This is a genomic window from Pseudomonas sp. RA_15y_Pfl1_P11 (assembly GCF_963970975.1).
Taxonomy (GTDB): Bacteria; Pseudomonadota; Gammaproteobacteria; order Pseudomonadales; family Pseudomonadaceae; genus Aquipseudomonas; species Aquipseudomonas tritici.
The window spans coordinates 117,147-142,059 of the sequence record NZ_CAXAOY010000009.1; the positions used below are offsets into that span (position 1 = coordinate 117,147).

General features: G+C 60.2%; 24 protein-coding genes. 5 read left to right on the top strand and 19 right to left on the bottom strand.

All coding sequences use genetic code 11. The features are described from left to right. Positions 1–8 precede the first annotated feature (8 nt). From pdeM to AACY44_RS13970, 5 genes are read right to left on the bottom strand one after another with little or no spacing between them, the layout of a single operon-like run. A complete protein-coding gene (gene pdeM / locus AACY44_RS13950; RefSeq protein WP_339437971.1) occupies positions 9–659 on the bottom strand; it encodes a ligase-associated DNA damage response endonuclease PdeM in 651 nt (216 codons plus the stop codon). Then, complete coding sequence (locus AACY44_RS13955) at positions 659–3,139, bottom strand: ligase-associated DNA damage response DEXH box helicase (RefSeq protein WP_339530441.1); 2,481 nt, start codon at positions 3,137–3,139, stop codon at positions 659–661. The genes pdeM and AACY44_RS13955 overlap by 1 nt, the downstream gene beginning before the upstream one ends. 57 nt (positions 3,140–3,196) lie before the next feature. After that, positions 3,197–4,588, bottom strand: coding sequence for an ArnT family glycosyltransferase (locus tag AACY44_RS13960; RefSeq protein ID WP_339418112.1), 1,392 nt, complete (start codon positions 4,586–4,588; stop codon positions 3,197–3,199). A gap of 23 nt (positions 4,589–4,611) precedes the next feature. Beyond that, on the bottom strand, positions 4,612–5,547 hold the full coding sequence (locus AACY44_RS13965) for a glycosyltransferase family 2 protein (RefSeq protein ID WP_339418111.1): 936 nt from the start codon (positions 5,545–5,547) through the stop codon (positions 4,612–4,614). Next, positions 5,519–5,905: a GtrA family protein gene (locus AACY44_RS13970; RefSeq protein ID WP_339437973.1), complete on the bottom strand. Its 387-nt coding sequence runs from the start codon at positions 5,903–5,905 to the stop codon at positions 5,519–5,521. The genes AACY44_RS13965 and AACY44_RS13970 overlap by 29 nt, the downstream gene beginning before the upstream one ends. A 125-nt stretch (positions 5,906–6,030) precedes the next feature. On the opposite strand from AACY44_RS13970, the gene AACY44_RS13975 reads away from it, so the two are divergent. Then, entirely contained in the window at positions 6,031–6,708 is a 678-nt protein-coding gene (locus AACY44_RS13975) for a response regulator transcription factor (protein ID WP_339418109.1), read from the top strand. A gap of 40 nt (positions 6,709–6,748) precedes the next feature. After that, a complete protein-coding gene (locus AACY44_RS13980) occupies positions 6,749–7,897 on the top strand; it encodes a sensor histidine kinase (RefSeq protein ID WP_339530444.1) in 1,149 nt (382 codons plus the stop codon). Here the strand turns inward: AACY44_RS13980 and AACY44_RS13985 are convergent. From AACY44_RS13985 to AACY44_RS14045, 13 genes are all read right to left on the bottom strand, one after another. Further along, entirely contained in the window at positions 7,890–8,654 is a 765-nt protein-coding gene (locus AACY44_RS13985; protein ID WP_339418106.1) for an ABC transporter ATP-binding protein, read from the bottom strand. The two genes, AACY44_RS13980 and AACY44_RS13985, sit on opposite strands and share 8 nt — an antisense overlap. Positions 8,655–8,667: 13 nt before the next feature. Beyond that, positions 8,668–9,786: a succinylglutamate desuccinylase/aspartoacylase family protein gene (locus AACY44_RS13990; protein WP_339427095.1), complete on the bottom strand. Its 1,119-nt coding sequence runs from the start codon at positions 9,784–9,786 to the stop codon at positions 8,668–8,670. Between the two features lie 9 nt (positions 9,787–9,795). After that, positions 9,796–10,506 carry an ABC transporter permease gene (locus AACY44_RS13995; RefSeq protein ID WP_065872420.1) on the bottom strand — a complete coding sequence of 237 codons (711 nt, stop codon included), beginning with the start codon at positions 10,504–10,506 and terminating at the stop codon, positions 9,796–9,798. Further along, the gene (locus tag AACY44_RS14000) at positions 10,503–11,231 is read right to left on the bottom strand and encodes an ABC transporter permease (RefSeq protein ID WP_339418102.1); all 729 of its coding nucleotides are present in this window, start codon (positions 11,229–11,231) and stop codon (positions 10,503–10,505) included. Before AACY44_RS14000 ends, AACY44_RS13995 begins: the two co-directional genes overlap by 4 nt. A gap of 56 nt (positions 11,232–11,287) precedes the next feature. After that, complete coding sequence (locus AACY44_RS14005) at positions 11,288–12,067, bottom strand: transporter substrate-binding domain-containing protein (RefSeq protein ID WP_339418100.1); 780 nt, start codon at positions 12,065–12,067, stop codon at positions 11,288–11,290. A 249-nt stretch (positions 12,068–12,316) separates the two neighbouring features. After that, positions 12,317–13,951, bottom strand: coding sequence for an ATP-dependent DNA ligase (locus AACY44_RS14010; protein WP_339418099.1), 1,635 nt, complete (start codon positions 13,949–13,951; stop codon positions 12,317–12,319). After that, entirely contained in the window at positions 13,948–14,952 is a 1,005-nt protein-coding gene (locus AACY44_RS14015) for a ligase-associated DNA damage response exonuclease (protein WP_339455710.1), read from the bottom strand. Before AACY44_RS14015 ends, AACY44_RS14010 begins: the two co-directional genes overlap by 4 nt. 140 nt (positions 14,953–15,092) lie before the next feature. After that, entirely contained in the window at positions 15,093–17,534 is a 2,442-nt protein-coding gene (locus AACY44_RS14020; RefSeq protein WP_339435901.1) for a penicillin acylase family protein, read from the bottom strand. Positions 17,535–17,772: 238 nt separating this feature from the next. Then, positions 17,773–18,417, bottom strand: coding sequence for a glutathione binding-like protein (locus tag AACY44_RS14025; protein WP_339418093.1), 645 nt, complete (start codon positions 18,415–18,417; stop codon positions 17,773–17,775). Between the two features lie 193 nt (positions 18,418–18,610). Next, positions 18,611–18,811 (bottom strand): SEC-C metal-binding domain-containing protein, encoded by a 201-nt coding sequence (locus AACY44_RS14030; protein WP_003189235.1) that lies wholly within the window; start codon positions 18,809–18,811, stop codon positions 18,611–18,613. Then, positions 18,808–19,290: an LEA type 2 family protein gene (locus tag AACY44_RS14035; protein ID WP_339418091.1), complete on the bottom strand. Its 483-nt coding sequence runs from the start codon at positions 19,288–19,290 to the stop codon at positions 18,808–18,810. Before AACY44_RS14035 ends, AACY44_RS14030 begins: the two co-directional genes overlap by 4 nt. A 19-nt stretch (positions 19,291–19,309) precedes the next feature. Next, positions 19,310–19,780: a YchJ family protein gene (locus tag AACY44_RS14040; protein ID WP_339418090.1), complete on the bottom strand. Its 471-nt coding sequence runs from the start codon at positions 19,778–19,780 to the stop codon at positions 19,310–19,312. A gap of 4 nt (positions 19,781–19,784) precedes the next feature. Beyond that, entirely contained in the window at positions 19,785–20,282 is a 498-nt protein-coding gene (locus tag AACY44_RS14045) for a DUF6231 family protein (RefSeq protein ID WP_339418089.1), read from the bottom strand. A gap of 190 nt (positions 20,283–20,472) precedes the next feature. On the opposite strand from AACY44_RS14045, the gene AACY44_RS14050 reads away from it, so the two are divergent. Then, positions 20,473–21,168: an OmpA family protein gene (locus AACY44_RS14050; protein ID WP_339418088.1), complete on the top strand. Its 696-nt coding sequence runs from the start codon at positions 20,473–20,475 to the stop codon at positions 21,166–21,168. Between the two features lie 169 nt (positions 21,169–21,337). Beyond that, complete coding sequence (locus AACY44_RS14055; protein WP_339418086.1) at positions 21,338–22,096, top strand: collagen-like protein; 759 nt, start codon at positions 21,338–21,340, stop codon at positions 22,094–22,096. A gap of 57 nt (positions 22,097–22,153) precedes the next feature. Here AACY44_RS14055 and AACY44_RS14060 read toward each other — a convergent pair whose 3' ends face one another. Further along, the gene (locus AACY44_RS14060) at positions 22,154–22,618 is read right to left on the bottom strand and encodes a CopD family protein (RefSeq protein ID WP_339418084.1); all 465 of its coding nucleotides are present in this window, start codon (positions 22,616–22,618) and stop codon (positions 22,154–22,156) included. 99 nt (positions 22,619–22,717) lie between these two features. Here AACY44_RS14060 and dinG point away from each other — a divergent pair, with 99 nt between their 5' ends. Continuing rightward, a complete protein-coding gene (gene dinG, locus AACY44_RS14065; protein ID WP_339418082.1) occupies positions 22,718–24,862 on the top strand; it encodes an ATP-dependent DNA helicase DinG in 2,145 nt (714 codons plus the stop codon). The last annotated feature ends 51 nt before the right edge of the window (positions 24,863–24,913 follow it).

Sequence of the window (24,913 nt, forward strand, 5' to 3'; positions counted from 1 at the left end):
TCAGCCAATCAATGCACTGGCCAAACTTGATGGTCGCCGATGACAAATATTCGGCGGTCATTGGCGTGTTCCACGGCAAAGCCACCGGTAAACGCGCCAAACGCCGGCAGCAAGCTGACCTGCGTCCCGATCTGAAAGCACGGTAGGCGCAAACTTTGCCGTCCCTTGCCGCGCAAGCGATACACAGGATGCACGTGCCCTGCCAATACATGGTGGGTCGCATGGGCTTCCGGTTCGTGTTGCAGTGCAAACGGGGCCATCAGCAGCGGCTGCGCAACAACCTCGATCCTCAGATCCGCAGGCGGGTCACCCGCACGTTTATCATGATTGCCTCGAATCAAGGTCATAGGCAGGTCAGGATGGCGTGCTCGCCAGGTTCTCAGTGCGCTCAGCGTGCCGCTGGCATGAGAGCCTGGACCGTGTAGGAAATCACCTAGAAAGATCATCTGTGCACACGGTAGCGTCGATAGCAGCCGGTCCAGTCGTTGCAAATTCTCGGTCGTGGTTCCCTGCGGCACCGGTTGCCCCAGGCTTCGATACGCCGACGCCTTGCCGAAATGCGCATCTGCAATCAACAGGCACTGACGCGCAGGCCAATAGACGGCCTTGTCTGCCAGCAACCACAACGCTTCTCCCTCTAGCATTACCGAACAAACCATCAGCGCTTCCCGTTATCCGCGACTTTTTCCAGGTCCTTGACCATCCGCGCAATGCGCTCAGAGAGTTTTTCCGAACTCATGCTTTCGCGCATCCGCTCAACCAACAGGGGAAAGGCCAGCGGCGTAGGCCGTTCGATCTCATGCAGGTCCAGTTTCAGCGCCGACAGATGACGTAATGTCTCTTCCAGCCGGCGAATATCCAACTCATCACGCAGGACTTCTTCCCCCGCCTGGGTCAGCAGCAGGTTCTGCGGGTCATATTGCTTGAACACCTCAAAGAACAACCCGCTGGACGCCTGCACCTGTCGGGTACTTTTCGGCGCGCCAGGGTAACCGGCGAACACCAGCCCGGCGATCCGTGCGATTTCACGGAAACGGCGCAGGGCCAGCTCCCCGGCATTCAGGCTGGCCACCACATCATCCAGCAGGTTTTCAGAACTCAGCAGCGCGTCGTTCAACAGCGCCGGCCAATCCAATTGCGTGGCACTCAACAACTCCAGCCCGTAATCATTCACCGCAATGGAGAAGGTGACCGGCTGCCCTCGGCTGACCCGCCACGCCAACACACTCGCCAGCCCCAGGTGCACCTGGCGTCCGGCGAAGGGGTAGAGGAACAGTTGCCATCCCTCCCTCGATTTCAGGGCTTCAGCCAGCAAATGCGCGCGCGTCGGCAAGCCGGACCAGCGCAATTGTGTTTGCAAGAGGGTTTGCACCGCCTGCATCTCCGGCCCTTCGAAGTGTCCCTGGGCCGCTTCATCCAAGCGCACGACGACGGCCTGGGCCAGCTCATTGGAAAGCGGCATGCGCCCACCATTCCAGCGCGGCACAGCGGCTTTTTTCGCGGTGCTGCGGCGTACATAGGCGGTCATGTTTTCGACCCGCACCAGCTCCAGCAAGCGCCCGGCGAACAGGAAGCCATCTCCCGGCTTGAGCCGCGCAATAAAACCTTCCTCGACGCTGCCGAGGTTTTTGCCGCCGCCGCCCTTGCTCCAGAACTTCAACTGGATGCTCGCGTCACTGACGATGGTGCCGATGCTCATGCGATGCCGACGTGCCAGCCTTGCGTCCGGGACGCGCCAGATGCCGTGCTCGTCCGGCTCGACGCGACGGTAATCCGGATAAGCCGTCAACGAAAGGCCACCATGGCGCACAAATCCCAGCGCCCAGGCCCAGTCTTCATCCGTCAGATCGCGATAAGCCCAGGCGCCGCGTACCTCGGCCAGCAGCGCTTGCGGTGTAAAGCCACCGCCCAATGCCATGCTGACAAGATGCTGGACGAGTACATCCAACGATTTGTGCGGCGACTCGCGCGCTTCAATGCGCCGCTGCGCAATCGCATCCTGCGCTGCTGCGGCCTCCACTAACTCCAGGCTGTGGGTCGGCACCAATGTCACCCGCGAGGGCCGCCCCGGCGCGTGTCCCGAGCGACCCGCGCGTTGCATCAGGCGGGCCACGCCTTTGGCCGAGCCGATCTGCAGTACGCGCTCCACCGGCAGGAAATCCACCCCCAGGTCCAGGCTTGACGTACACACCACCGCCTTGAGCTGGCCGTCTTTCAACGCCCGCTCCACCCAGTCACGGGTCTCTCGCGACAGCGAACCATGGTGCAGGGCAATCACTCCGGCCCAATCGGGACGGGCATCAAGCAATGCCTGGTACCAGATTTCCGATTGCGCTCGCGTGTTGGTAAAGACCAGGCAACTGCTGCTGCTTTCCACCTCGGCCACCACTTGGGGCAGCATCTTCAAGCCGATATGCCCGGCCCAGGGAAAACGTTCTGTAACGGGTGGCAATAACGTGTCGATGATCAACTGCTTGGTCGTTAGCCCCTGCACATTGATCCCGTCACCCTGTGGGACCAGTACTTCCAATGCGTGAGACTGATTACCCAAAGTTGCCGAAATACCCCACACCATCAACTCTGGATGCCAGCGCCGCAAGCGTGCCAGCGCCAGTTGCAGTTGCACGCCGCGTTTATTACCGATCAGTTCGTGCCACTCATCCACGACCACCATGCGCAGGTTTCCCAGGCTGGCTTCGCTATCGGCGCGGGCGAGCATTAACGTCAGGCTTTCCGGAGTGGTGACCAGTGCGGTGGGCTGGCGGCGGGTCTGCCGTGCGCGTTCGCTGCTGCTGGTATCGCCGGTGCGCAGGCCGACACGCCAGGGAATCTGTAACGCCTCGAGCGGCGCTTCAAGGGCGCGGGCGGTGTCGGCGGCCAACGCACGCATGGGCGTGATCCACAGCACCGTCAGCGGTTCAACCGGCGGTTTGCGTTTACCGGTTGCCGCTGGGCGCGTGATGGCGAAGCGGTTGAGCGCGGCAAACCACAGTGCATAGGTTTTACCGGCGCCGGTGCTGGCGTGCAGCAAACCCGATCGGCCTTCCTTGACCGCCGCCCAGACTTCTTTTTGAAAGGCGAACGGCTTCCAGCCTTTGGCGGTGAACCATTGCCGGGCGAAGTCGAGAGGTTTTGCCATGCGGGCGCTGACGCTCTGAAGGGCTTATTGCACAGACCCTGAACGCCTGCCAAAGGTTTAACCGGGTGCAGCACGACAGTAATGCAATTGGTAGGTATTGGCCTGGGCCACTGCGTTGCAGGTCAAGGTTGGCGGCAGCGGTTGCTGGTTGTTTTTGCGTCGGACTAGGTAAAAGTCTTTCGACAGCGGCAGTTGTTGTGGGCTTTTGGTGTGCCGTGCCCAGCCGCTGCTATAGAACTCGGCCGAATAGGAGCGTGAGCCCAGGTAGATCAAGTCGCCGGGCGCAGCGGCTTGTTGCGCTTTCCAAAGCGCAACCATGTTTTTCTGGTTTTGTGGGCGGTCGGCAACCTCGCCGCTGATGATCAAGATGTAGCCCAGTAGTGGCAAGGCCGACGCCATGGCTGCGATGACGGTACCGCGTATTTTGCGGCACAGCACCTCAGCCAGTAATAACGCCCAGGCTGGCAGCGCGGGCAGTACGTAGGTCCAGAGAATGTTGGTGGACATGGTAAAGAACAAGGGCGCTGAAACAGCCCACCCCAGTACAAAGATCAAGTACTCCCGCTGACCTTCAAATTGCCCGCGCAGCTTGACCAGCATCGGTAAACACAGCGCCCAGGGCAAAAGCCCGCCCAGCAGGTGCCCCCAAATCATCGCCAAGGGTTGCGCATGCGCGCTGCCGTATAGATCGCCTTGCCATTTGCTGATGACGTAGCGACTGAAATGTTCGCCGACGATGAAGTACTCCAGAAAACCCGGGGTTTTCAGTTCGGCCAGCCAATACCAGGGCATGGCCACGACGAGCATCAGTGCCAACCCCGGCAACCATGGCAGCCCCAGCAATCGCCGCCAATGGCCGGTAAGCGCCAGCCAGATTGACGCGGGCATCGCCAGCAACACAAGCGCCAGCGGGCCTTTTGCGAGCAGGCCCAGGCCAAGCCCGAGAAATCCCGCCATGGCCCACCTGCGGTCACCGTGCATCAAACCGCGCCACACGCCCAAGTGGGCGAGCAAAAGGGCGAACGCCAATGCGCCGTCGGTCAACACGGCACCGCTGGAAAGGAACCCGAGTGTGCAAGTCGAGTAGATAATCGCTGCCGTCAGGCCGACTCGCAGGCTGCGCTCGCGGCAGGCGAAGTGCACGATCAGCGCGCAGCTGGCGACATGCAGCAGCCAGGTTGAAAAACGGCTGGAGAACTCGTTGATGCCGAACACTTTCATGCTCAGGGCCTGTAGCCAGAATGACAAAGGCGGCTTGCCCCAGAACGGCACACCGTGATCGAACATCGGCGTGATCCAGTCATTGGAAACGAGCATTTTTCGGGCAATTTCGGCATAGCGGGCCTCCGAGGTATCCATGATTGGATAGAGCCCGAGTGTGACCAGGCGCGCCAGCAGCACCGCGAACAGGATGCCCCAGAGCAAACGCACGGACGCGGAATGATTCATGCCGTCAGCCTTTATGAAGGGATTCAAGATTGATCGCGCTTATGCAGGGAGTTGGGCCTGGGGCTCGCCACCGTCAGCACCCGACCGACATACTCGCCGACCACGGCGGTTCCCAGGCACAACAACAGAATCGATTGCACCAGCAGATGCGCATGGGTCAGTTCACCGAATGTCGCGGTGACTGCAACCCACAGTGAGCCAACCAGAAAACTCATGGCACTCAAGTAGCTGTACAGGCGCAGCGGGCGAGTAGAGAAAGCAAGAATCGAGTCCGCACACAGGTCCAGCAATGACAATGGCGTCCACTTGGTTGTGCCCGCTTGGCGTGGCTTGCGGTCGTAGTTCACTTCGGTACTTGGATAGCCGAGCCAACTGACCAGTAGTTTCAATACGCCGGCGTTGTCGTCCATGGCGCGAATGGCCGCGAGGGCGTTGGGCCCTATCAGTCTGAAATCACTGACTTGCTGGGGGACTTCGAAATTGTCGATCAGTTGGTCCAGCGTGGCGTAATAGAGCCTTGCGGCCGTGCGTTTTATCCAGGAATCGCAGTGCCGCGAACGGCGCTGCATGTTCACGACCTCATAGCCCTTGTGCCATTCCTGCACCATGAGCGGGATCAACTCCGGTGGGTCTTGCAGGTCGCAGTCCATGATGATTACTGCGCCGCCGTCTATGTCGTTGATGCCTGCGCGCATGGCCGCTTCTTTGCCGAAGTTGCGACTCAAGTGCAGACACCTGACACGCGGGTCCTGAGAAAATTGATCGATCATAGCCGCTGTCTGGTCTTGACTGCCGTCATTGATGTAGAACACTTCAGTGCGGATTTTTACGCGGTCAATGATGGCCATCAGGCGCGAATGGAATTGCATTATTACGCACTGCTCGTTAAAGCAAGGCACCAGTATTGTAAGTTTCGTGGCAGGCAAGGACTCACTGAAGAGGTTCGCGTTTGCTGTCATGTTTGAATACCCAGAGGTAATTAATCGTAAAACCTTGAAGGGTCACGGCTACCATTGTCATGAGCTGTGAAAGTTGTGCAGGTACGCCCCAGTGGATCAGTAGCGTGACAATAAGCGTGCTAGATAAAACCTGACTGGCGGTCGTTATGAAAAATCGCCCTCTATTGCAGTCTCGCTGTGCAAATACCCAATGCCTGGACAGGCAATAGGCGACCAGCGCCCCCGCAACGGCTGCACAAAAAACGGATGGTGTTGGGCCGTAGTAAGGCAGCACGCAGACGAACACTACGAAATGCACCAGTGTCGCGAAGAAGCCTGCGCCCAGATAACGGATGAACAATCGAAGTATTTTTTGCATGACAAGAATGTATAAGATGAAGTGTGAATCAAATGTAACGTCGCGAAACGATATTTGTTGTCGGGTTTTATTTGTTTGCTGAAGGGATGTTCTTAGTTGCTTGTAAGAATTTGGAGTTTGTCCTGATGGAAATATTACTAGTTGAAGATGATCATGCGTTGGCGGGCTCGTTAGGGGATTATCTCGGTGAATTTGGTTTCGATGTAGATTTCGCTCGCGATGGGCGAAGTTGTCTGGAGCGTGTCCAGCACCATGAATACGACCTCATCGTCATGGATGTGGCAATGCCTCGCATGAGTGGTTTTGACACCTGTCGCCAGTTGCGGTGCGAGCAGAACCACACGCCCGTTATATTCCTGACGGCACGCGACGCACTGCCCGATAAACAAGAGGGTTACGACGCAGGCGGCGACGATTACCTGGTCAAACCCTTTGAGCCTCAAGAGTTGCTATGGCGTATCCGCGCGCTGATCCGCCGGGGCTCCCCGCGCCAGCCACGCGGTGTCAAACAACTGGGCGACCTGGTGATTGATCCGGTCTCGCAGGCGTTGCGTCACAACGGCGTCATGACGGTGTTGCCCGCCCTCCAATTCACCTTGCTGAACCTGCTTGCCGATGGGGCACCGGAGCCCGTCAGCCGGCGCAAACTGGAGGCCGCGTTGTGGCCAGAGGGTGATCCGCCAGACAGTGATGCACTGCGCACGTATATCTACCGGCTGCGCCAAGCCCTGGGCAAGCCATACGGTAACGAACTGATCCGCACGGTTCACGGTAAGGGCTATCGTCTTGCGATTCCTTACTGATTCCTTTTTTGCGCGAATCCTCTCTGCACTGCTGCCGTTCATGGCAACCATCACGTTGCTCTACAGCGTGCTGATCTGGGCCACTGTCAACGTGACAGAGGACAACATCATTGCCAGCTATTTGAAGCTTGAGGCACAGGCGTTCACGGAACGGCATAGCCTGCAGGGGGCAGCGACAGCGATGCCCAACAGCATTTACCTGCAAGGCTACTGGTCAGGGGACGCTGAAGTTCCGGCCGTCATGCGCCAATTGCCAGCCGGTCACCATGAACTGGAGGGAGAGGATGTCCATGTGTTCGTAAGTGTTGTACCGGGTGCGTCACAGTGGCTGATACTGGTGCTGAACGAGTCTGAACTCAGCCAGACCGAAGGCTACGGCGCTCGGATTTTCGGGCTGTTGTGCGCGGTGGCCGGATTGATCCTGATCCTGGGTACGATCCTGGCCATCGCGATTGCCCGTGCCATTGCCCAACCCGTCAGCCAATTGGTGGAGGACGTGGCCTCTGAACCGCGTGGGCCGTGCAGATTCAGCGGGTTCGAGCGCCAGGATGAAATCGGCACGTTGAGCCGTACGCTGTCGGCTCTGGTGACCCAGCAAAATGCCGCGCTGCTGCGCGAGCAGGCCTTTACCCGGCACGTGAGCCACGAGCTACGCACCCCCTTGGGTATCTTGAACAACAGCCTGGCGATCCTGCGTTTGCCCGGCTGCAACGCCGAAAAATCCGCACGCAGCCTGCTACGCATGGAAGGCGCGTTGTCCGGAATGAAAATGACCATTGAGCTGTTTTTGTCCCTGGCCCGTGAACCGCGTCAATTACCCCATGCGGCGATTGACCTGTGCGCCGTTGTCGCCGAGCAGATCGAAAAATACCAGCTGCTTTACCCTCTCGCGGCTGATGCGCGGGTGCTGACTGGAGCATCAACGATCTGCGTGCAGACCAATGAGGCGATAGCCCGCAGTGTGGTGCAGAACCTGCTGGGCAACGCTGTTCAGCATGGCGCCGGCAAAGTCCGGGTTGTCCTCACTGAGCAGCAACTGGTGATCATCAATAACCGTGTGGAACAGCGCGTGTCGCCGGGGTTCGGCTTTGGCCTGGAAATCGTCTCGCGTGCCTGCACGCAGGCAGGCTGGCGCTTTGAAACCCGACGCACACGCCATACGTTTCATGCGCGTATCTGCTTCACTTGAGATTGCCACTTAGAAACTGCTGCAAGCGCTCACTCTTGGGATTGCCCAACACATCCTCAGGCGCACCTTGCTCTTCCACCAGGCCCTTGTGCAGGAACAGCACCTGGCTCGACACCTTGCGTGCAAAGCTCATCTCGTGGGTCACCATGATCATGGTGCGGCCTTCCTCGGCCAGGCCCTGGATCACCTTGAGCACTTCGCCCACCAGTTCCGGATCGAGGGCCGAGGTGGGCTCGTCGAACAGCATCACCTCGGGTTCCATGGCCAATGCGCGGGCGATGGCGACCCGTTGCTGCTGGCCGCCGGACAGGAACGCCGGGTATTGATCGGCCACACGCGCCGGCAACCCTACCTTGTCGAGGTAGCGACGGGCGCGGTCTTCGGCGTCTTTCTTGCTGCAACCCAGCACCCGGCGCGGGGCCATGGTGATGTTTTCCAGCACGCTCATGTGGCTCCACAGGTTGAAGTGCTGGAACACCATCGCCAGGCGCGTGCGCAGGCGCTGCAGTTCGGCGTCGTCGGCCACGCGCATGCCGTGGCGATCGCTGACCATGCGAATCGACTGGCCGTCCAGGGTCATGGCGCCGTCGTTGGGGGTTTCCAGGAAGTTGATGCAGCGCAAAAAGGTGCTCTTGCCCGAGCCGCTGGCGCCGATCAGGCTGATCACGTCACCGGTGTTGGCCTTGAGCGAAACACCTTTGAGCACCTGATTGTCGCCATAGCTTTTATGCAGGCCTTCAACGGTCAATTTGTACATGGGGCGTGCATCCTCAAGGCGAAAGTAGATAGCCGCTGCGGTAGGCCTCGGTGCCTGCGACATGGCCGATGACCATCCCGGCAGTGGCCATGCGGCGTAGCGAACGGGCGTAAAGCAGGCCGGCCTTCTGGCAGTGCACCGGCGTTACGCGGTCGGAAATGGGGTCGATGATTTCGGCGATCAGTTGCCCGGCTTCCAGGTATTCACCGGGCAGGGCGCTGAACACCAGCAGGCCACCCACTGGCGTCGCCACCGGTTCAACGCCGGCCAGCGGTGTGGCCGGGTAGGGCAGGTCGGGCAGCGGTGCCGCATCACCGGTAATGGCGCCGAAGTGAATCAGGTAGTCGATGATTGCCTGGCAGTCGAGGCTGGCCAGGCCGTGGTTGACGTCGCCTTGCCCGCGCAGTTCGACGGTCACCGAAAAACTGCCCATGGGGATCGGGAAGCGCTCGCCGAAGCGTTGCTGCAATTGCCACCAGACCAAGGTGAAACACTCATCGAAGGATTGCCCACCGGAGTCGGTCGCGAGCAAATTGGCCTCCGAACCGATATACCGCGCCAGCGGTTCCACCTTCGGCCAGGCCTCGGGCGTGGTGTACACGTGCGCCACGGCTTCGAAATCGCAATGCAGGTCCAGCACTATGTCGGCGTCACAGGCCAGGCGTTGCAGCACCAGGCGCTGGGATTGCAACTGGGTGTCGGCATTTTGCGCGGCGAGGGCGGTGGACAGCGCGGCGCGGATCAGTTCGACGTTGTGCCGAGGATCATCCCCGAGCACATCTTCGACCTGGTTGCCGACGGCTTCACTGAGGTCGACAAACAGGCGATTGAAGTTCTGCCCGCTCTCCAGCTCATAGCGACCCAGCGGGATATCCATCAACACCTGTTCCAGGCCAACCGGGTTGGCGATGGGCACCAGCACGATCTCGCTGCGCAGGCGACCGGCCGCGGCCAGCTTCGCCAATTGCACTTTGAGGTGCCAGGCCACCAGCATGCCCGGCAGCTCATCGGCGTGCAGCGACGACTGGATGTAAATCTTGCCCTCGGCCTGCTCCGGGCCGAAGTGAAAACTGTGAACCTGCCGCGCCGTACCTGGCACTGGCGCGATCAGTTCATGAACCTGGTGACGCATACACACTCCTTAATGGCTCGGCCCGAGAAACGCCAGCCAGCGGCGCTCCGCCAGACGAAACAGACCGACCAGCGCGAAGGTCACGGTCAGGTAGATCAGCGCAGCGATACCGAATGATTGAAAGGTCATGAAGGTGGCCGAGTTGGCGTCCCGCGCCACTTTGAGGATGTCTGGAATCGTCGCGGTGAAGGCCACCGTGGTCGAGTGCAGCATCAGGATCACTTCATTACTGTAGTAAGGCAGCGAGCGACGCAGCGCGGACGGCATGATCACGTAGGCGTACAGCTTCCAGCCGCTCAAGCCATAGGCCTTGGCCGCTTCGACTTCGCCATGGGCCATGCTGCGGATCGCCCCGGCGAAAATCTCCGTGGTGTAGGCGCAGGTGTTGAGGGCGAAGGCCAGGATGGTGCAGTTCATCGCATCGCGAAAGAACGCGTCCAGCAGCGGTTGCTCGCGCACGGCGGCGATGCTGTAGATGCCGGTGTAGCAGATCAGCAACTGGATATAGAGCGGCGTGCCCCGGAACAGGTAGGTGTAGAACTGCACTGGCCAACGCACGGCACGATTGCGCGAGACACGCGCAATGGACAGCGGAATCGACACCAGAAAGCCGATGACCAGCGCGGCGCTGAGCAGCCACATCGTCATGGCCAGACCGGTGATGTGCTGGCCGTCGCTATAAAGGAAGGGGCGCCAGTATTCCTGCAAGAGTTCGATCATCGCACTGCCTCCCGGGCGCCTGCGGAGTAGCGCCGTTCAAGGCGACGCAAGACGAAGTTGGACGCGCTGGTGATCATCAGGTAGATCAACGCGGCGAGCACCAGGAAGTAGAACAACTGATAGGTGCTCTTGCCCGCGTCTTGGGCAGCCTTGACCAAGTCGGCCAGGCCGATGATCGACACCAGCGCCGTGGCCTTGAGCATCACCATCCAGTTGTTGCCGATACCCGGCAGGGCAAAGCGCATCATCTGCGGGAAGGTCACGTAGCGAAACCGTTGCCCGCGCTTGAGGCCGTAGGCCGTGGCGGCTTCCAGTTGGCCACGGGGCACGGCGAGGATCGCGCCGCGAAAGGTTTCGGTGAAATAAGCACCGTAGATAAAGCCCAGGGTGATCACCCCGGCGCTGAATGGGTCGATCTCGATGTATTCCCATTCCATGAAGTCAGTGAAGCCGGTGAGCCAGGTTTGCAGGCTGTAAAAAACCAGCAGCATCAGGACCAAGTCGGGTACGCCGCGAATCAGCGTGGTGTAGAGCCGGGCGGGGATGCGCAAAAAGGGCAGGCTGGACAATTTGGCGCTGGCACCGAGCAAGCCGAGCACGATGCTGACGGCCAGGGACAGCACCGACAACTTGATCGTCATCCACGTGCCTTGCAGCAACAGCGGGCCGAAACCCTTCAAGCTGAGCGCGCTCAGCCCGAGGGTTTGCAACAGTTCTTCGAACATAAATCAGGACCTATGGCGATAAAAAAGCGCCCTTCCAGGGAAGGGCGCTCCAGGCATTATTTGCCGCTGTACAGGTTCAGATCGCCAAAGTGTTTCTTCTGGATGGTGGCGTAGGTGCCATCATCGTGTAACGCTTTGATACCTTTATCCAAAAGCGCCTTCAATTCAGTGTTACCTTTTTTGATACCGATGGCGGTTTTCGACGGCAGCAGTGGGTCGTCAATGGCGGCGCTGACTTCGTAGCCTGCACCGGCTGGCGACTTCAAAAAGCCCAGTTCGGCTTGCAGCATGTCCTGCACGGAAGCGTCGAGACGGCCGGAGGTCAGGTCGGCATACACTTGGTCCTGGTTGGCGTAGGCCTTGGTGGTCACACCGGCTTTATCCAATACAGCCTTGGCGTAGGCTTCCTGGATGGTGCCTTGCTCGTAGCCCACGGATTTACCCTTGAGGGACTCGGGCGTCGAGAAGCCAGCCCCCTTCTTGAACACCAGCGAGGTTGGGCCGGAGAACAGCTCGTTAGAGAAGTCGATGGCCTTTTCACGCACCGGGGTCACGGTCATGGACGAAATCACGCCGTCGAATTTTTTCGCTTTCAGGCCTGGAATCATGCCGTCGAAGTCACTTTCGACCCACTTGCACTTCACTTTCAGCTCGGCGCAGATCGCATTGCCCAGATCGATATCGAAGCCGACCAGGCTGCCGTCGGCGGCCTTGGATTCAAACGGTGCATAGGACGGATCGACACCAAAACGCAGTTCCTTGTATTCCTTGGCCAGCGCGGAACCGGCGGCCATGCACAGAGCCAGTGCAGAAAGGGTCAGCAATGCTTTTTTCATTATGTAATCCCTGGAAACCAAGATAAGCGCTTGTGGCGCGTTTAGGACTGTTACTGAACGGTGTCAGACGGATCACTGGTAGCAATTTCTGCACCATAGTTCCGAATGAGCGTTTTAAAAGGTGGGATGAGGGAAGTTAGAGTGTAGGAGATGCCCGGAAATGGGCATGGAAAATCTGACGCCCCAATTTGAGCCATGTGCAGGTCAAAAAGTGGGAGCGGGCTTGCTCGCTCCCACAGGGGGTATGTGTCAGACCAATAACTCTTGCAGTGAGGCCAAACTATCGGCTTCTTCCACCGCCTTATCCTGCCGCCACCGCAACATGCGCGGAAACCTCACCGCAATCCCGCTTTTATGCCGCCTGGAAAGGGCGATCCCCTCAAACCCCAGCTCAAACACCATGCTCGGCGTGACGCTGCTGACCGGCCCGAACTTCTCCACCGTGGTCTTGCGCACGATCGCGTCGACCTTGCGCATTTCCTCATCAGTCAACCCTGAATACGCCTTGGCAAACGGCACCAGCGTGCGTTCGGTACCGGGCGGACCGTCCCACACCGCAAAGGTGTAGTCGCTATACAAGCTGGCGCGTCGACCATGACCGCGCTGGGCATAGATCAACACCGCATCGATGCTGAACGGGTCCACCTTCCACTTCCACCATAGACCCATATCCTTGGTACGGCCCACGCCGTAGAGACCTTTGCGGTCCTTGAGCATCATGCCTTCCACCCCGAGGCTGCGAGAGGCTTCGCGTTGTTCGGCGAGGTCCTGCCAACTGCTCCCCGTCAGCAAGGGTGATGCCTGCAACAAGGATTGGTTGCACTGGGCAATCACCTGCTCAAGTTGCGCGCGGCGCTCAGCCTGAGTGTGGTTGCGCCAGTCGTCACCCTGATGTTCCAGCAGGTCGTAGGCCAGGACTGCGACCGGGGCGTCCTTCAGTACTTTTTTGCTCAGGGTCTTGCGGCCGATCCGCTGTTGCAGCAAGGCGAAGGGTTGCACCGCGTCTTTCCATACCACGATTTCGCCGTCGATTACGGTGCCATCGGGCAAGCCACTGACCAGGCTGTGAAGTTCAGGGAAACGCTCGGTGACCAGTTCTTCGCCCCGGGACCAGATCCACAGGCGGCCCTCACGTTTCACCAGTTGCGCACGAATACCATCCCACTTCCATTCCACCTGCCAGTCGGCGGGCGAGCCTAGCAGGGTGTCGAACTGCTCCACCGGTTGCGCCAAACCGTGGGCGAGGAAAAACGGATAGGGCTGCCCACCCCTTTGTGCATGTTCGTCGGACGATTCGGCGGCGATCAGCTTGAGGTAGCCCTCAGGCGTAGGACGGTTGGACAAGTCCGTGTAGCCCACCAGCCGCTGCGCCACGCGCTTGCTGTCGAGGTCGGCCATGGCAGCGAGGGCTCGCGTGACCAGCAACTTGGACACGCCCACGCGAAAACTGCCGGTGATCAACTTGATGCATACCATCAGGCTGGGCTGATCCAGTTGCGCCCATAACGCCGGTAGGCGCTCAGCCAATTCCAACGGAGGCAAGCCACGCAGGGGCAGGAGTTTTTCTTCCAGCCACACGGCAAGGCCGTCTTCTGAGGTGTAGGTGGATTCCGGTAACAGCAGGGAAATCGTCTCCGCCAAGTCACCCACCGACTGGTAGCTTTCTTCGAACAGCCAAGGTTCTATGCCCGACGCTTCGGTGGCCGTGTCCCGCAGTAGGCGCGTGGGGACCAACTGGCGAGGGCGACCCCCGGACAGAAAGTACACCGCCCAGGCGGCATCGGCCGGTGGCGCTTGCAGAAAGTAGGCTTGCAGTGCAGCAAGCTTGGCGTTGCTGGAGGTGGTGGCGTCGAGGTTGGCGTACAGCTCGGCGAAGGCCTTCATGCGCTGGCCTCCTCTTCGTCATCGCCGTATTCAGTGGTGAAGCCTTGGGCATCCAGACCTTTTTCCCGCAGATGGCGCACCAATACACCGACAGAGCCGTGGGTGACCATCACCCGTTCGGCGCCGGTTTGCTCGATGGCCCACAACAAACCGGGCCAGTCGGCGTGGTCTGACAGCACAAAACCTCGATCCACCCCCCGCCGCCGACGGGTACCGCGCAGGCGCATCCAGCCGCTGGCGAAGGCATCGCTATAGTCGCCAAAGCGCTTTATCCAACTGCTGCCGCCGGCGGAGGGGGGGGCGATGATCAAGGCCTGGCGCAACAACGGGTCGGTCTTTTTGAAGTCACCGGCATACAGGGTTTCGGGGATGTAGATCCCGGCCTCGCGGTACACCCGGTTCAGCGGTTCGACTGCGCCATGGCTGAGGATCGGGCCGATGCTGGCGTCGATCCCATGCAGGATTCGCTGGGCTTTGCCAAAGGAATAACAGAACAACACGCTGGCCTTGCCGGCTGCGATGTTCGCCTTCCACCAATCGTTGATCCCGGCAAAAATCTGCGCCTGGGGTTGCCAGCGGTAGATCGGTAGGCCGAAGGTGGATTCGGTGATGAAGGTATGGCAACGCACCGGTTCGAAGGGGGCGCAGGTGCCGTCGGGCTCGACTTTGTAATCGCCGGATGCGACCCAGACTTTGCCTTGATATTCCAGGCGCACTTGGGCCGATCCCAATACATGCCCGGCCGGGTGGAAGCTCAGGGTGACGCCGTGATGGACCAGTTGTTCGCCGTAGGCCAGGGTTTGCAGGTTGATGTCCTGGCCCAGCCGCGAGCGCAGGATGCCTTCGCCGGGAGCCGCCGCCAGGTAGTGCTGGTTGCCGGTGCGGGCATGGTCGCCGTGGGCGTGGGTGATGACCGAACGTTCCACCGGGCGCCAGGGGTCGATGTAGAAATCTCCGGCGGGGCAATAAAGGCCTTCGGGGCGGGCGATGACGAGGTCCATGGAATGACCGGGGAAGTGGGCTTGTTACTTATGAGGCGGGGCTGAACGCAGAAGTTCGATCGGAATGTATACAGAACAAATGTGGGCGCAGGCAAGCCAGCGCCCACATTCTTGTCCGGTTTCTTCAGTAAGGCCCCGGGTTATTTACCCGGCGTCAGGGTCAACCTTGTTTTCCCATACACCTTCTCAAAGTTCTGCGGCTGCATCGGAAAACTCAGGTATTGCGCCTTGAGCGACGGGTCGATGCCATTGGCATAGTTCGGGCTGGCCGGGTTGCCGGACTGGCCGATGCCCCCCTGGCCCATCATCGGTTCCACCTGGCCGAAATCGACAATCATGCGCAGCGCCGGCACTCGGGTGGTGGTGAAATCCTGGCCCCAGTTGTACGGTGCCGGGTTCAAGGTGTTGTGGTCGCCGCCGGACGCCAGTGGGCCACGAATTACCTGGCCATTGGTGTTTTTCCAGGTAGTCGTGTGCAGCTTGCCCCACTGCCAGGCCTTGTGATCGGTACCCAGTTGGCTGTCACCGGCGCTGATCGCCGCAGCCAGGCTGCGGGCGAGGACCAAAGGTTTGTCTTCTTTCTGCGGGGTGCGCACGTCGTCCCAGAATGGGCTGTCTTCGCGGCCCAGCAAGTGATCGGCCTGGGCGGCGTAGGACAGGCTGGCATTGCTGACGAAAGCCTTCCAGCTGGTGCTGTTTTCCGGGCCGAGTTCGTCGAGGAAGATCTGACGGGTGCTTTCCTGCAGGAACAGTTCGTAGATCGCGGCGTCGGCGGACGTTGCCACCAGTCGACCATCGAAGGCCATCAAGCGATTCAGTGCTTCCCGCGCCTTGACCTGCTCAGCCGCCGGCAACGCATCGATCGCCTGTTTCAGTGGCTGGGCCATGCCTGGGGCCTGGAACATGGTCTTTAGCTTGGCAGCAAACGTGGTGGTCTGGTCGTATTGCATGGCGATCATGCTGCGGCTGTCATGCTTGCCGGCATTGGCCAACTGCGCCAGGCGCTCGCTACGTTCCGGGGCGTCCCAGGAATTGGACAACTGCATGCCATAGCCGCGTGGCGCGGTGCGCTGGTTGGCAGTGCCGACCCAGCCTTGGGCCGGGTCCTGGTCATAGGGGTGCAACATCGCGTCGGCGTAACCGTCCCAGTCGAAACGCGTGTCCCAGCCCGGCGACGGCAGCAAACCTTCGCCTTCGCGACGGTTGGGGAAGCGGCCGGTGACTTGCCAGCCAATATTGCTGGCGTCGGCGAAGACCATGTTCAGCGCAATGGCGCGAATCTCGCGGGTTGCGTCCGAGGCCTTGGCGGCGTTTTGCGCGCGCGACAGGTCGAAGAACGCATCCAGGCTCTTGTCGTCCTTGAAGTCGGCGGTGTGCAGGGCCAGGCCCAGGCCGGTGGTCAGCGCCTGGCTGCTGTTGAGCAGGGCACCGTGGCGGGTTTCGTACACCACTTCACGAATCGAGCGCTGGCCTTTCACGAAGAAGGTTTCGTTACGCACACCTGCCGGTAGCCATTTTCCGTTGTTCTCGTAGTACAACGCGTTGCCCTGGCGTTTGACCTTTTCCAGGAACAGGTCCTGAGTGTCGCCCTTGACCGTGCTCATGCTCCACGCGACCTTGCCGTTGAAGCCGGACAGCAGCGTCGGCAAGCCGGCAATCGAGGCGCCCACGGCCTGGTATTTAGGTGCACGGATCTGCACGTAGCTCCATGGCGACGGGGCTTGCGGCTGGGCGGCGAGGTCGTTGGCCAACAGGCTTCTGCCGCTGCGGCTGCGTTGCGGACCGATTGCCCAGTTGCTCGAGGTGGTGACCGCCAGTGAGTTGAGGCGACTCAGTTGCTGGCTGACCGCGTCCAGCCCGGCCAGGCCGGTGATCTGGCCCAGGCTCACACCCTTGAGTTTCTCGGCTTCGGCCAGCGGGACCGCTTCATCCGGCGCGCTTGGGGTCAGCCAGGCGAGTTTGTCGACGCCGACTTTCTGCGCCAGCACCAGGGATGAAATTTCTTCCTGCAGGTTGGCCGACTCGCTGAAATTCAGCAGGCAGAACAGCAGCGCCGAATCTTCCGGCTTCCAGTATTCCGGCTTGTAGCCAGTCTGGGCCAGGTCTGGCGGTAGCTTGTCGCGGTAGCGGAACAGGTAGGCGTTGACGCCACGGGCATACACTTCAAAGAAGCGTTTGAGGCGCGGCGACGAAGCGTTATACAGCTCGCCGGCACTTTTTTTCAGGTTGACCGCACGCATGAAACGGTCGACGTCCAGCACTTCAGCACCCGCCATTTCCGCCAAGCGACCCTGGGCCAGCAGGCGCAGGGTGACCATCTGGGTGATGCGATCGCTGGCGTGCACGTAACCGAGGCTGAACAGCGCGTCATGGAAGGTATTGCTTTCGATCAGCGGCATGCCCTGGGCATTGCGACGCACGGAAACGTTTTGAGCCAGGCCTTTGATCGGCAGCACACCGGCGACCGGCGGCAGGGTGTCCTGGGTGTTCTGGAGCTGGCAACCGGCCAGGCTTAACGCACTGGCCACTGCCGCGGCAACGCCGAACCGGGGAAGAAAATGTGAGAGGGCTGGCGAGGCCATGGCAAAGCTCCTGCGGGGGGTAGCGTCAGTAAAGGCGCTACGTTAGTGAGCGCGGCTAAACGACGCAAGCGGGAGTTTGGGGAAAGCGTGAGATCTTGAGTCTTGCGCAGACCAATGTGAGGGCTGCGGTGTGACGATTCGACTTGGTCGCGAAGGCGGTCGGTCAGTCACACACGTACCGACTGATACACCGCTTTCGCGAGCAACCCCACACATTTTGATTGAGTGCGACTTAAGATCAGGATTTGGGCGGGTTGATCTTCTGCACCAGTTCATAGGCGCGGACCGTCGCCGGCCGTTCCTTGATGCGGTTGAACCAGCGCTCCAGGTGTGGGAAATCTTCCAGCCGCTGGCTCTGCCACTTGTGGGAAACAATCCACGGGTAGATCGCCATATCCGCGATGCTGTAGGCCTCGCCTGCCACGCACGGCCGATCCGCCAAGCGCCGGTCCAGCACGCCGTAAAGCCGGGCGGTCTCATCTATATAACGCTTGATTGCGTAGGGAATCTTCTCCGGCGCGAACTGGCTGAAGTGATGATTCTGACCGGCCATTGGCCCCAATCCGCCCATTTGCCAGAACAGCCATTGCAAGGCTTCCTGACGACCGCGCAGGTCTTTTGGAATGAACTGGCCAGTTTTTTCCGCGAGGTACAGCAGGATTGCACCGGATTCAAACAGCGAAATCGGCGCGCCGCCGTCGGCAGGGTTCTGATCGACGATCGCCGGAATGCGGTTGTTGGGGGCTATCTTCAGGAAGTCAGGCTTGAACTGTTCGCCCTGGCCGATATTGATCGGGTGCACCTCGTAGGGGAGACCGGCTTCTTCCAGGAACAGCGATATTTTGTGACCGTTGGGGGTGGTCCAGTAATACAGGTCGATCATGAAGCTCTCCTAAAAGGGGAATGCTTGAGCGGATGCCTGTAGGTATAGGTGATGTTCAGTGCGCAAAAATTCAATGAAACATTTGCGCATAATCTTAGAAGCAATTTATACGGCCCCATCCACCAACCCAATGTGGGAGCGAGCAAATCGAATCGTCGCACCGCCGCTCCCACATTTGGATCTTCAGCGTGGCTTACGCCCCGTGGCACTTCTTGAATTTCTTCTCGCTGCCGCACGGGCAAGGGTCATTGCGACCCACGTCCTTCAACGCATTGCGCACAGGCTCCTGGTGAGCGTGGCCGCAGTTCGGGCCGTGGACATGGCCGTGGTCGTGATCATGGTGATCGTGATCATGGTTGCAGTCAGGACCATGGACATGGGGTTGCTGAGTCATTGATGTCGCTCCGGAATAAAATCGCCGGGGATTATCTCGCCATTGTGGTTCACCTGCACGTCATAACCGATGAATAATCCGGTTTTCAACTCACCTTCCAGGCGATACGGCACAGGCTTGTTGGGGTTTTTCAGCATCTGCACCACATCACGGATCTGCGGCCAGAGGTTGGTGCGTACCGACACCCGGAAAAACTTATGACTGCGCGGCGGTACGGTTAGCCACTCGTCGGACTCGCCCTCGGTCAACACGAAGTCGCCCAGGCTGACCTTGTAGATCAGGCCGCGCACGGTCAGGTCGGCGTCGTCACGGTTGTCCACGCGAAAGAACAGCTTGAACTTCTGCTCCAGCAGCTTGGCGCGCACCACTTCGACTTTCACCAGGGACACGTGCGGCGGCGGTGAGTCGTCTTCGAACCACGACGCGCAGCCGCTCAAACCAAGGGTTAACGCCAGCATCAAGCTGTACATCCGGAGCATGGCGTGAGTCCTGTGGTGGCTAGAGATAGCTGGAACAACACTTCTTGAATTTCTGCCCACTGCCGCACAGGCACGGATCGTTGCGTCCGGCCTTCACTTGCACTGTCGGGTCGATGAAGTACCAGCGCCCGTCATTCTGTACGAAAGAGGACTGCTCGCGGTGGCTATGTTCGCCGGTGCTGTCATGCCAGCGTGCGGTGAAGGTCACAAAGGCGTGTTCCGGCTGGCCGCCAAACACCTCGCAGCTTTCCACTTCAAGGCCGAGCCAGGTGCTCTGCGCGCTCCAGGCGCCGATGGCATTGCGGTCCAGGTCCGGCTGTTGGGCGGGCAGGGTGGTGGCGACCAGATAGTCCACCAGGCCCAGCACGTAGGCGCTGTAGCGCGAGCGCATCAGCGCGCTGGCGCAAGGTGCCGGGTGCCCGGCGTGATAATGGCCGCAGCAGGCATCCAGCAGGTTGCCACTGCCGCAGGGGCAAATGGGTGTGCTCATCGGGTTACCACCAGTACTTTCCGAAGTTTTCCGGGTTGGCCCAAAAGCGGGCGTTGAGCCAGTCCGGTACTTGTTTATAGTCAAGCAGATCATAAGTAAACAGCGTCAGAACCTGCTCATCACGCTGGAAACGCTCACCAGCCTGCAAGGCCAGGGAGAAGAAGTCGGTGTCTTTCCAGTCACAGGCGCCCAGGTCCACCAGTACCGCGATGCGGCTGGCATTGAGGTTGCGGATGCCGCCCAGCAGCGTCAGGCCTTGTGGTTTTGACAGGTGCTCCAGGCAGTCCACCACCAGCGCCAGGTCAAACCGCTGTGCGGCAAGCTCCGCCGGCAAGGCTCCCGGTGCCGCGATAGACACCTGGGTATCCGGGTGCGCCTTTTTAAAAGCCTCCAGCGCCGGGAACTGGCTGGCGCCCAACAGCAACAGGCGTTTTGGCGGGTGCAGATCAAGCAAGGCGGCCAAGGCTTGCTGGGGTGTACGAGCAGAAATACCAGCGGTCATCAGAGATCCTCACATCAGGACCGTAGAGACTAGCGCGGCTGAGCGTGCGGGCCTAGAGCGGGCGGCAGCGAAAAGTCCGACAGTAGCAACGAACCTCAATGAATACAGGGGGACGGCGCAGTGGCGAAGATGAAAAGAGCCGTCTTTACTCCACCCATCGGCCCCCGCCGATCCCCTCAGGAGAAATCAGATGAGCATCATGCGGACAGCTCTACCCTTGGTTCTGCTAACCGGAGTATTGACAGGTTGCGCAGGTTTGCAAAAAACCGACTGGCCCACCTGTGCCGCCGTTGGCGGTGTGACCGGCGCGGCGATCGGTGCCACTGAAAGCTCGGCCTATGCAGGCTATGGTGCGCTGCTGATCGGTGGCATGGCCGGCGCCTATTGCTGGGTGCACGGCGATGGCGACGAAGACGGCGACGGCGTGCCAGACAGCCGCGACAAGTGCCCGGGCACGCCAAAAGGCGTGCAGGTAAATGCCGATGGGTGCCCGCCTGCGCCGCCAGCGGCCGTGGTTGAGGAGGTCGTGGTGGTCAAGGAAGAAACCATCGTGATTCGCGATGTGCACTTTGAATTCGACTCGGCCAGGCTGACTGCGGCGGATAAAACCGAGCTCGACATCATCGCCACCCGCCTGAAACAGGAAGCCCCAAGCGCTCAACTGCGTGTCACCGGCCATACCGACAGCGTGGGCAAAGACGCCTACAACCAACGGCTCTCGGATAAGCGCGCGCATTCGGTGACGGATTACCTGGTCGGCTCGGGTGTGCCACGCAGCGCTTTTGTGGCGGTGACGGGTGCGGGTGAGAGCCAGCCGGTGGCTGACAATAAAACCGCTGAAGGCCGTGCCTTGAACCGCCGTACGGAAATCCAGATCAACCGCTGACGGCCCTTGCCCCTGTGGGTTCCACAGGGGCATTGCTGGCAACTTTCGCTGAAGTCTCCCCTTTGTTAACTTTTTTGATCCTTCACTGGCAAAACGCCGGTAGAAGTCGTTACTGTGCGTCCAAAGAATAAGTTGAAATAGCTTTTGTAATAATTCCGGGGAGCTTCATATGCGTAAGGTTTTACTGTTGGCCGTGTTGGTCAGCCCCGTTGCCCTGGCGCAAAGCGTCAGTGTTGAAACCAACTCGTTGATGCGCCTGCCCAGCAGCACCAGCGTGTTGCAACTGGAGCGCCTGGACGTGGCGGACTACGGCACCTTGCTGGTGCCTTCCACCATCAGCCAAGTCACGGTGGATGAGTTGCACCTGGGGCGTGACGCTCGTATCGCCATCGTGCCCGGCGGCACTGCGCTGCAATTGCAGGTGCGCCATGCGCAGTTGGATCACGGCAGCCAGATCACTTCGCGCGGTGCTCCCGGTACCCATGAAAAGCCTGCCAAGGCTGGGCGTGATTTGATCTTGCGCATCAATTCGCTGAACGCTGAAGAGCTCTCGGTGGACGCCCGTGGCGGCGCCGGTGCCCAGGGTTATGCCGGGCTGGATGGTGCCAATGGTGAAGACCCAGGTTGCACCTGGGGTTCGGCGGGCCGGGGTTTCAATGGTGATAACGGCGGGGATGGCCTTCCGGGAGCGGCGGGTGCACAGGTGCGGGTCGAATTGCCGCAGAGTTTTCCGACTGAGCAGATAAAGGTCTGGGTCGACGGTGGCGCCGGTGGTTTAGCGGGCACGGCGGGTAAACCCGGCAAAGGCGGGCAATCCAAAGGCTGTGTGGTGTACCGCGCTGATGGCGGCGAGAAGGGCCGCCCAGGGTTGGAAGGGCAGCCTGGGCCGACGGGGCCTGCGGGTACTGTGACCATTCAGCGGCTGTGAGTCGTTGGGGCTGACGTCTTCGCGGGCTTGCCCGCGAAGAAGCCCTAAAGCACACTATTAGAACATCGGCCGAGCCGAAGCGATCGCCACCACCACCAACCCCACAATCAAGTTAATCCCCACCAACCTGCGAATCTGACCCAGTACCGCCGCACCCGCCGGCCAATCCTCAGCCGCCACTGCCGTGCGCAATTCCGGGAGTTTCAACGCCTGGATACGGATAAACAGCGCCGTCATCACCAGATACAACCCCATCATCACCTGCACATAGCGAGGTGCCGTCTCAAACCCGCTGAAGCGCAGGTGCAACAGGCCAATTCCGCTGATCGGCAAAATCGCCACCGCGACCCACACCCAAACGAAAAAACGTTGAAATACATTTGCCCACAGCTTAAGCCGGGCAGGGCCTTCAAGCGCCGCCACAGCGGCGGGGCGCAGGATCATCCAGGCGAAAAACATGCCGCCGACCCAGATCAGGGCAGCCAGTACATGCAGGGTATAAACGAGGCTAAACACAGTCATTGAGGTACTCCGTTCTGCGCAGGATTAATTAGCGGGGTATGATAGCGGCCGATCCGAACCACTGAAAATTTATCCAGCGTTTTTTGCGCCCGACTATCCATGATCAGCACTGAACTCAAAACTACGATCCAGGGCGCCTACACGCGTTTTCTCGAAGCCAAGCGCTTGAAACCGCGCTACGGCCAACGCCTGATGATCGCCGAAGTGGCCAAGGTCCTCGGGGATATCGACACCGACGACGAAGGCCGGCGCAGTGGCGACCCGGCGATCGTGGCCGTTGAGGCCGGCACCGGTACCGGCAAGACCGTGGCCTACAGCCTGGCCGCGATTCCTACCGCCAAGGCTGCCGGCAAACGCTTAGTGATTGCCACCGCGACCGTCGCCCTGCAAGAGCAGATCGTCTACAAAGACCTGCCTGACCTGATGCGCAACAGCGGCCTGAACTTCACCTTCGCCCTGGCCAAGGGCCGTGGCCGCTACATGTGCCTGTCCAAGCTCGACGTGCTGTTGCAGGAAGGCCACGCGCAAACCGCCACGGCGTCGCTGTTTGAAGAAGAAGGCTTCAAGATCGAAGTGGATGAAGTCAGCCAGAAGCTGTTCACCAGCATGATCGAGAAGCTGGCCGGTAATAAATGGGACGGCGACCGCGACAGCTGGCCCACCGCGCTGGAGGACGCTGACTGGGCGCGCCTGACCACCGACCACAGCCAGTGCACCAACCGCCATTGCCCCAACTTCGGCCAGTGCGCTTTCTACAAAGCGCGCGAAGGCATGGGCAAGGTCGATGTCATCGTCACTAACCACGACATGGTCCTGGCCGACCTGGCCCTGGGCGGTGGCGCCGTGCTGCCTGACCCGCGCGACACCCTCTATGTGTTCGACGAAGGTCATCACCTGCCCGACAAGGCCATCGGCCACTTCGCCCACTATACGCGGCTGCGCTCAACCGCCGACTGGCTTGAAACCACTGCGAAGAACCTCACCAAGTTGCTGGCCCAGCACCCGTTGCCCGGCGACCTGGGCAAGCTGATCGAACAAGTGCCGGAGCTGGCGAGGGAGATCAAGACCCAACAGCAATTCATGTTCAGCGCCTGCGAACAGGTGGCTGACTTCAAGCCCGGTGAAGACGTCGAGGGCCGTGAGCGACCCCGTCATCGTTTCGTCGGTGGGTTGATCCCCGAACACATGCGTGAAATGGGCATCGAGTTAAAGAAGGGCTTCTCGCGCCTGACCGACCTGTTCACCCGCCTTACTGACCTGCTCAAGGAAGGCATGGACGGCGAGGTCAACATTGGCATCGCCAGCAACCAGGCCGAAGAATGGTACCCGCTGTTCGGCAGTCTGCTTTCCCGTTCCCAAGGCAACTGGGAGTTGTGGACCGCCTTTACCGTCGAAGACCCGGAAGACAACCCGCCCATGGCCCGCTGGCTGACCCTGTCCGAAAGCGGGGCACTGTTTGATATCGAGGTCAACGCCAGCCCGATCCTGGCGGCCGAAATGCTGCGGCGCAACCTCTGGAACGTGGCCTACGGCTGCCTGGTGACCTCGGCCACGCTGACCGCACTGGGTACTTTTGATCGCTTCCGCATGCGTGCCGGCCTGCCAAAAAAAGCGGTTACGGCGGTAGTGCCAAGCCCGTTCCATCACGCCGACGCGGGTGTGTTGCGGGTGCCGGACCTCAAGGCCGACCCGCGGGATGCCCCCGCCCACACGGCCGCGATCATCCGCGACCTGCCGGAGCTGGTAGAAGGCTCGCGGGGCACCCTGGTGCTGTTCTCGTCGCGCAAGCAGATGCAGGACGTGTTCGACGGCCTCGACCGTGACTGGCGCAAGCAAGTGTTTATCCAGGGCAACCTGTCCAAGCAGGAAACCCTGAACAAGCACAAGGCGCGGGTCGACGGTGGAGACTCCAGCGTGCTGTTCGGCCTGGCGAGTTTCGCCGAGGGTGTGGACTTGCCCGGTGCCTACTGCGAACACGTGGTGATCGCCAAGATCCCGTTCTCGGTGCCGGATGATCCGGTCGAGGCGGCGCTGGCCGAATGGATCGAAGCACGGGGTGGCAATCCGTTCATGGAAATCTCGGTGCCGGATGCTTCCTTGAAGCTGGTCCAGGCCTGCGGTCGCTTGCTGCGTACCGAAGAAGACCGGGGCACCATCACCTTGCTCGACCGCCGTTTGGTCACCCAACGCTATGGCAAGGCTATCCTTAATGCCTTGCCGCCGTTCAGGCGCGAAATTTCTTGAGCCACCGTGGGCGGATTCGCCCACTTCGTGGTCTATCTCAATTATGTCATC

Bases quoted from the DNA above. Each gene is read 5' to 3' on its own strand.
- AACY44_RS14010 (WP_339418099.1), bottom strand. From the start codon at position 13,951: ATGAAGGCCTTCGCCGAGCTGTACGCCAACCTCGACGCCACCACCTCC.
- AACY44_RS13985 (WP_339418106.1), bottom strand. From the start codon at position 8,654: ATGTACAAATTGACCGTTGAAGGCCTGCATAAAAGCTATGGCGACAAT.
- AACY44_RS14030 (WP_003189235.1), bottom strand. From the start codon at position 18,811: ATGACTCAGCAACCCCATGTCCATGGTCCTGACTGCAACCATGATCAC.
- AACY44_RS13960 (WP_339418112.1), bottom strand. From the start codon at position 4,588: ATGAATCATTCCGCGTCCGTGCGTTTGCTCTGGGGCATCCTGTTCGCG.
- AACY44_RS14000 (WP_339418102.1), bottom strand. From the start codon at position 11,231: ATGTTCGAAGAACTGTTGCAAACCCTCGGGCTGAGCGCGCTCAGCTTG.
- AACY44_RS13955 (WP_339530441.1), bottom strand. From the start codon at position 3,139: ATGGCAAAACCTCTCGACTTCGCCCGGCAATGGTTCACCGCCAAAGGC.
- AACY44_RS14035 (WP_339418091.1), bottom strand. From the start codon at position 19,290: ATGCTCCGGATGTACAGCTTGATGCTGGCGTTAACCCTTGGTTTGAGC.
- AACY44_RS13965 (WP_339418111.1), bottom strand. From the start codon at position 5,547: ATGACAGCAAACGCGAACCTCTTCAGTGAGTCCTTGCCTGCCACGAAA.
- AACY44_RS14025 (WP_339418093.1), bottom strand. From the start codon at position 18,417: ATGATCGACCTGTATTACTGGACCACCCCCAACGGTCACAAAATATCG.
- AACY44_RS13975 (WP_339418109.1), top strand. From the start codon at position 6,031: ATGGAAATATTACTAGTTGAAGATGATCATGCGTTGGCGGGCTCGTTA.
- AACY44_RS13970 (WP_339437973.1), bottom strand. From the start codon at position 5,905: ATGCAAAAAATACTTCGATTGTTCATCCGTTATCTGGGCGCAGGCTTC.
- AACY44_RS14060 (WP_339418084.1), bottom strand. From the start codon at position 22,618: ATGACTGTGTTTAGCCTCGTTTATACCCTGCATGTACTGGCTGCCCTG.
- AACY44_RS14015 (WP_339455710.1), bottom strand. From the start codon at position 14,952: ATGGACCTCGTCATCGCCCGCCCCGAAGGCCTTTATTGCCCCGCCGGA.
- pdeM (WP_339437971.1), bottom strand. From the start codon at position 659: ATGGTTTGTTCGGTAATGCTAGAGGGAGAAGCGTTGTGGTTGCTGGCA.
- AACY44_RS13995 (WP_065872420.1), bottom strand. From the start codon at position 10,506: ATGATCGAACTCTTGCAGGAATACTGGCGCCCCTTCCTTTATAGCGAC.
- AACY44_RS14020 (WP_339435901.1), bottom strand. From the start codon at position 17,534: ATGGCCTCGCCAGCCCTCTCACATTTTCTTCCCCGGTTCGGCGTTGCC.
- AACY44_RS14055 (WP_339418086.1), top strand. From the start codon at position 21,338: ATGCGTAAGGTTTTACTGTTGGCCGTGTTGGTCAGCCCCGTTGCCCTG.
- AACY44_RS14050 (WP_339418088.1), top strand. From the start codon at position 20,473: ATGAGCATCATGCGGACAGCTCTACCCTTGGTTCTGCTAACCGGAGTA.
- AACY44_RS13980 (WP_339530444.1), top strand. From the start codon at position 6,749: ATGGCAACCATCACGTTGCTCTACAGCGTGCTGATCTGGGCCACTGTC.
- AACY44_RS14045 (WP_339418089.1), bottom strand. From the start codon at position 20,282: ATGACCGCTGGTATTTCTGCTCGTACACCCCAGCAAGCCTTGGCCGCC.
- AACY44_RS14040 (WP_339418090.1), bottom strand. From the start codon at position 19,780: ATGAGCACACCCATTTGCCCCTGCGGCAGTGGCAACCTGCTGGATGCC.
- AACY44_RS13990 (WP_339427095.1), bottom strand. From the start codon at position 9,786: ATGCGTCACCAGGTTCATGAACTGATCGCGCCAGTGCCAGGTACGGCG.
- AACY44_RS14005 (WP_339418100.1), bottom strand. From the start codon at position 12,067: ATGAAAAAAGCATTGCTGACCCTTTCTGCACTGGCTCTGTGCATGGCC.
- dinG (WP_339418082.1), top strand. From the start codon at position 22,718: ATGATCAGCACTGAACTCAAAACTACGATCCAGGGCGCCTACACGCGT.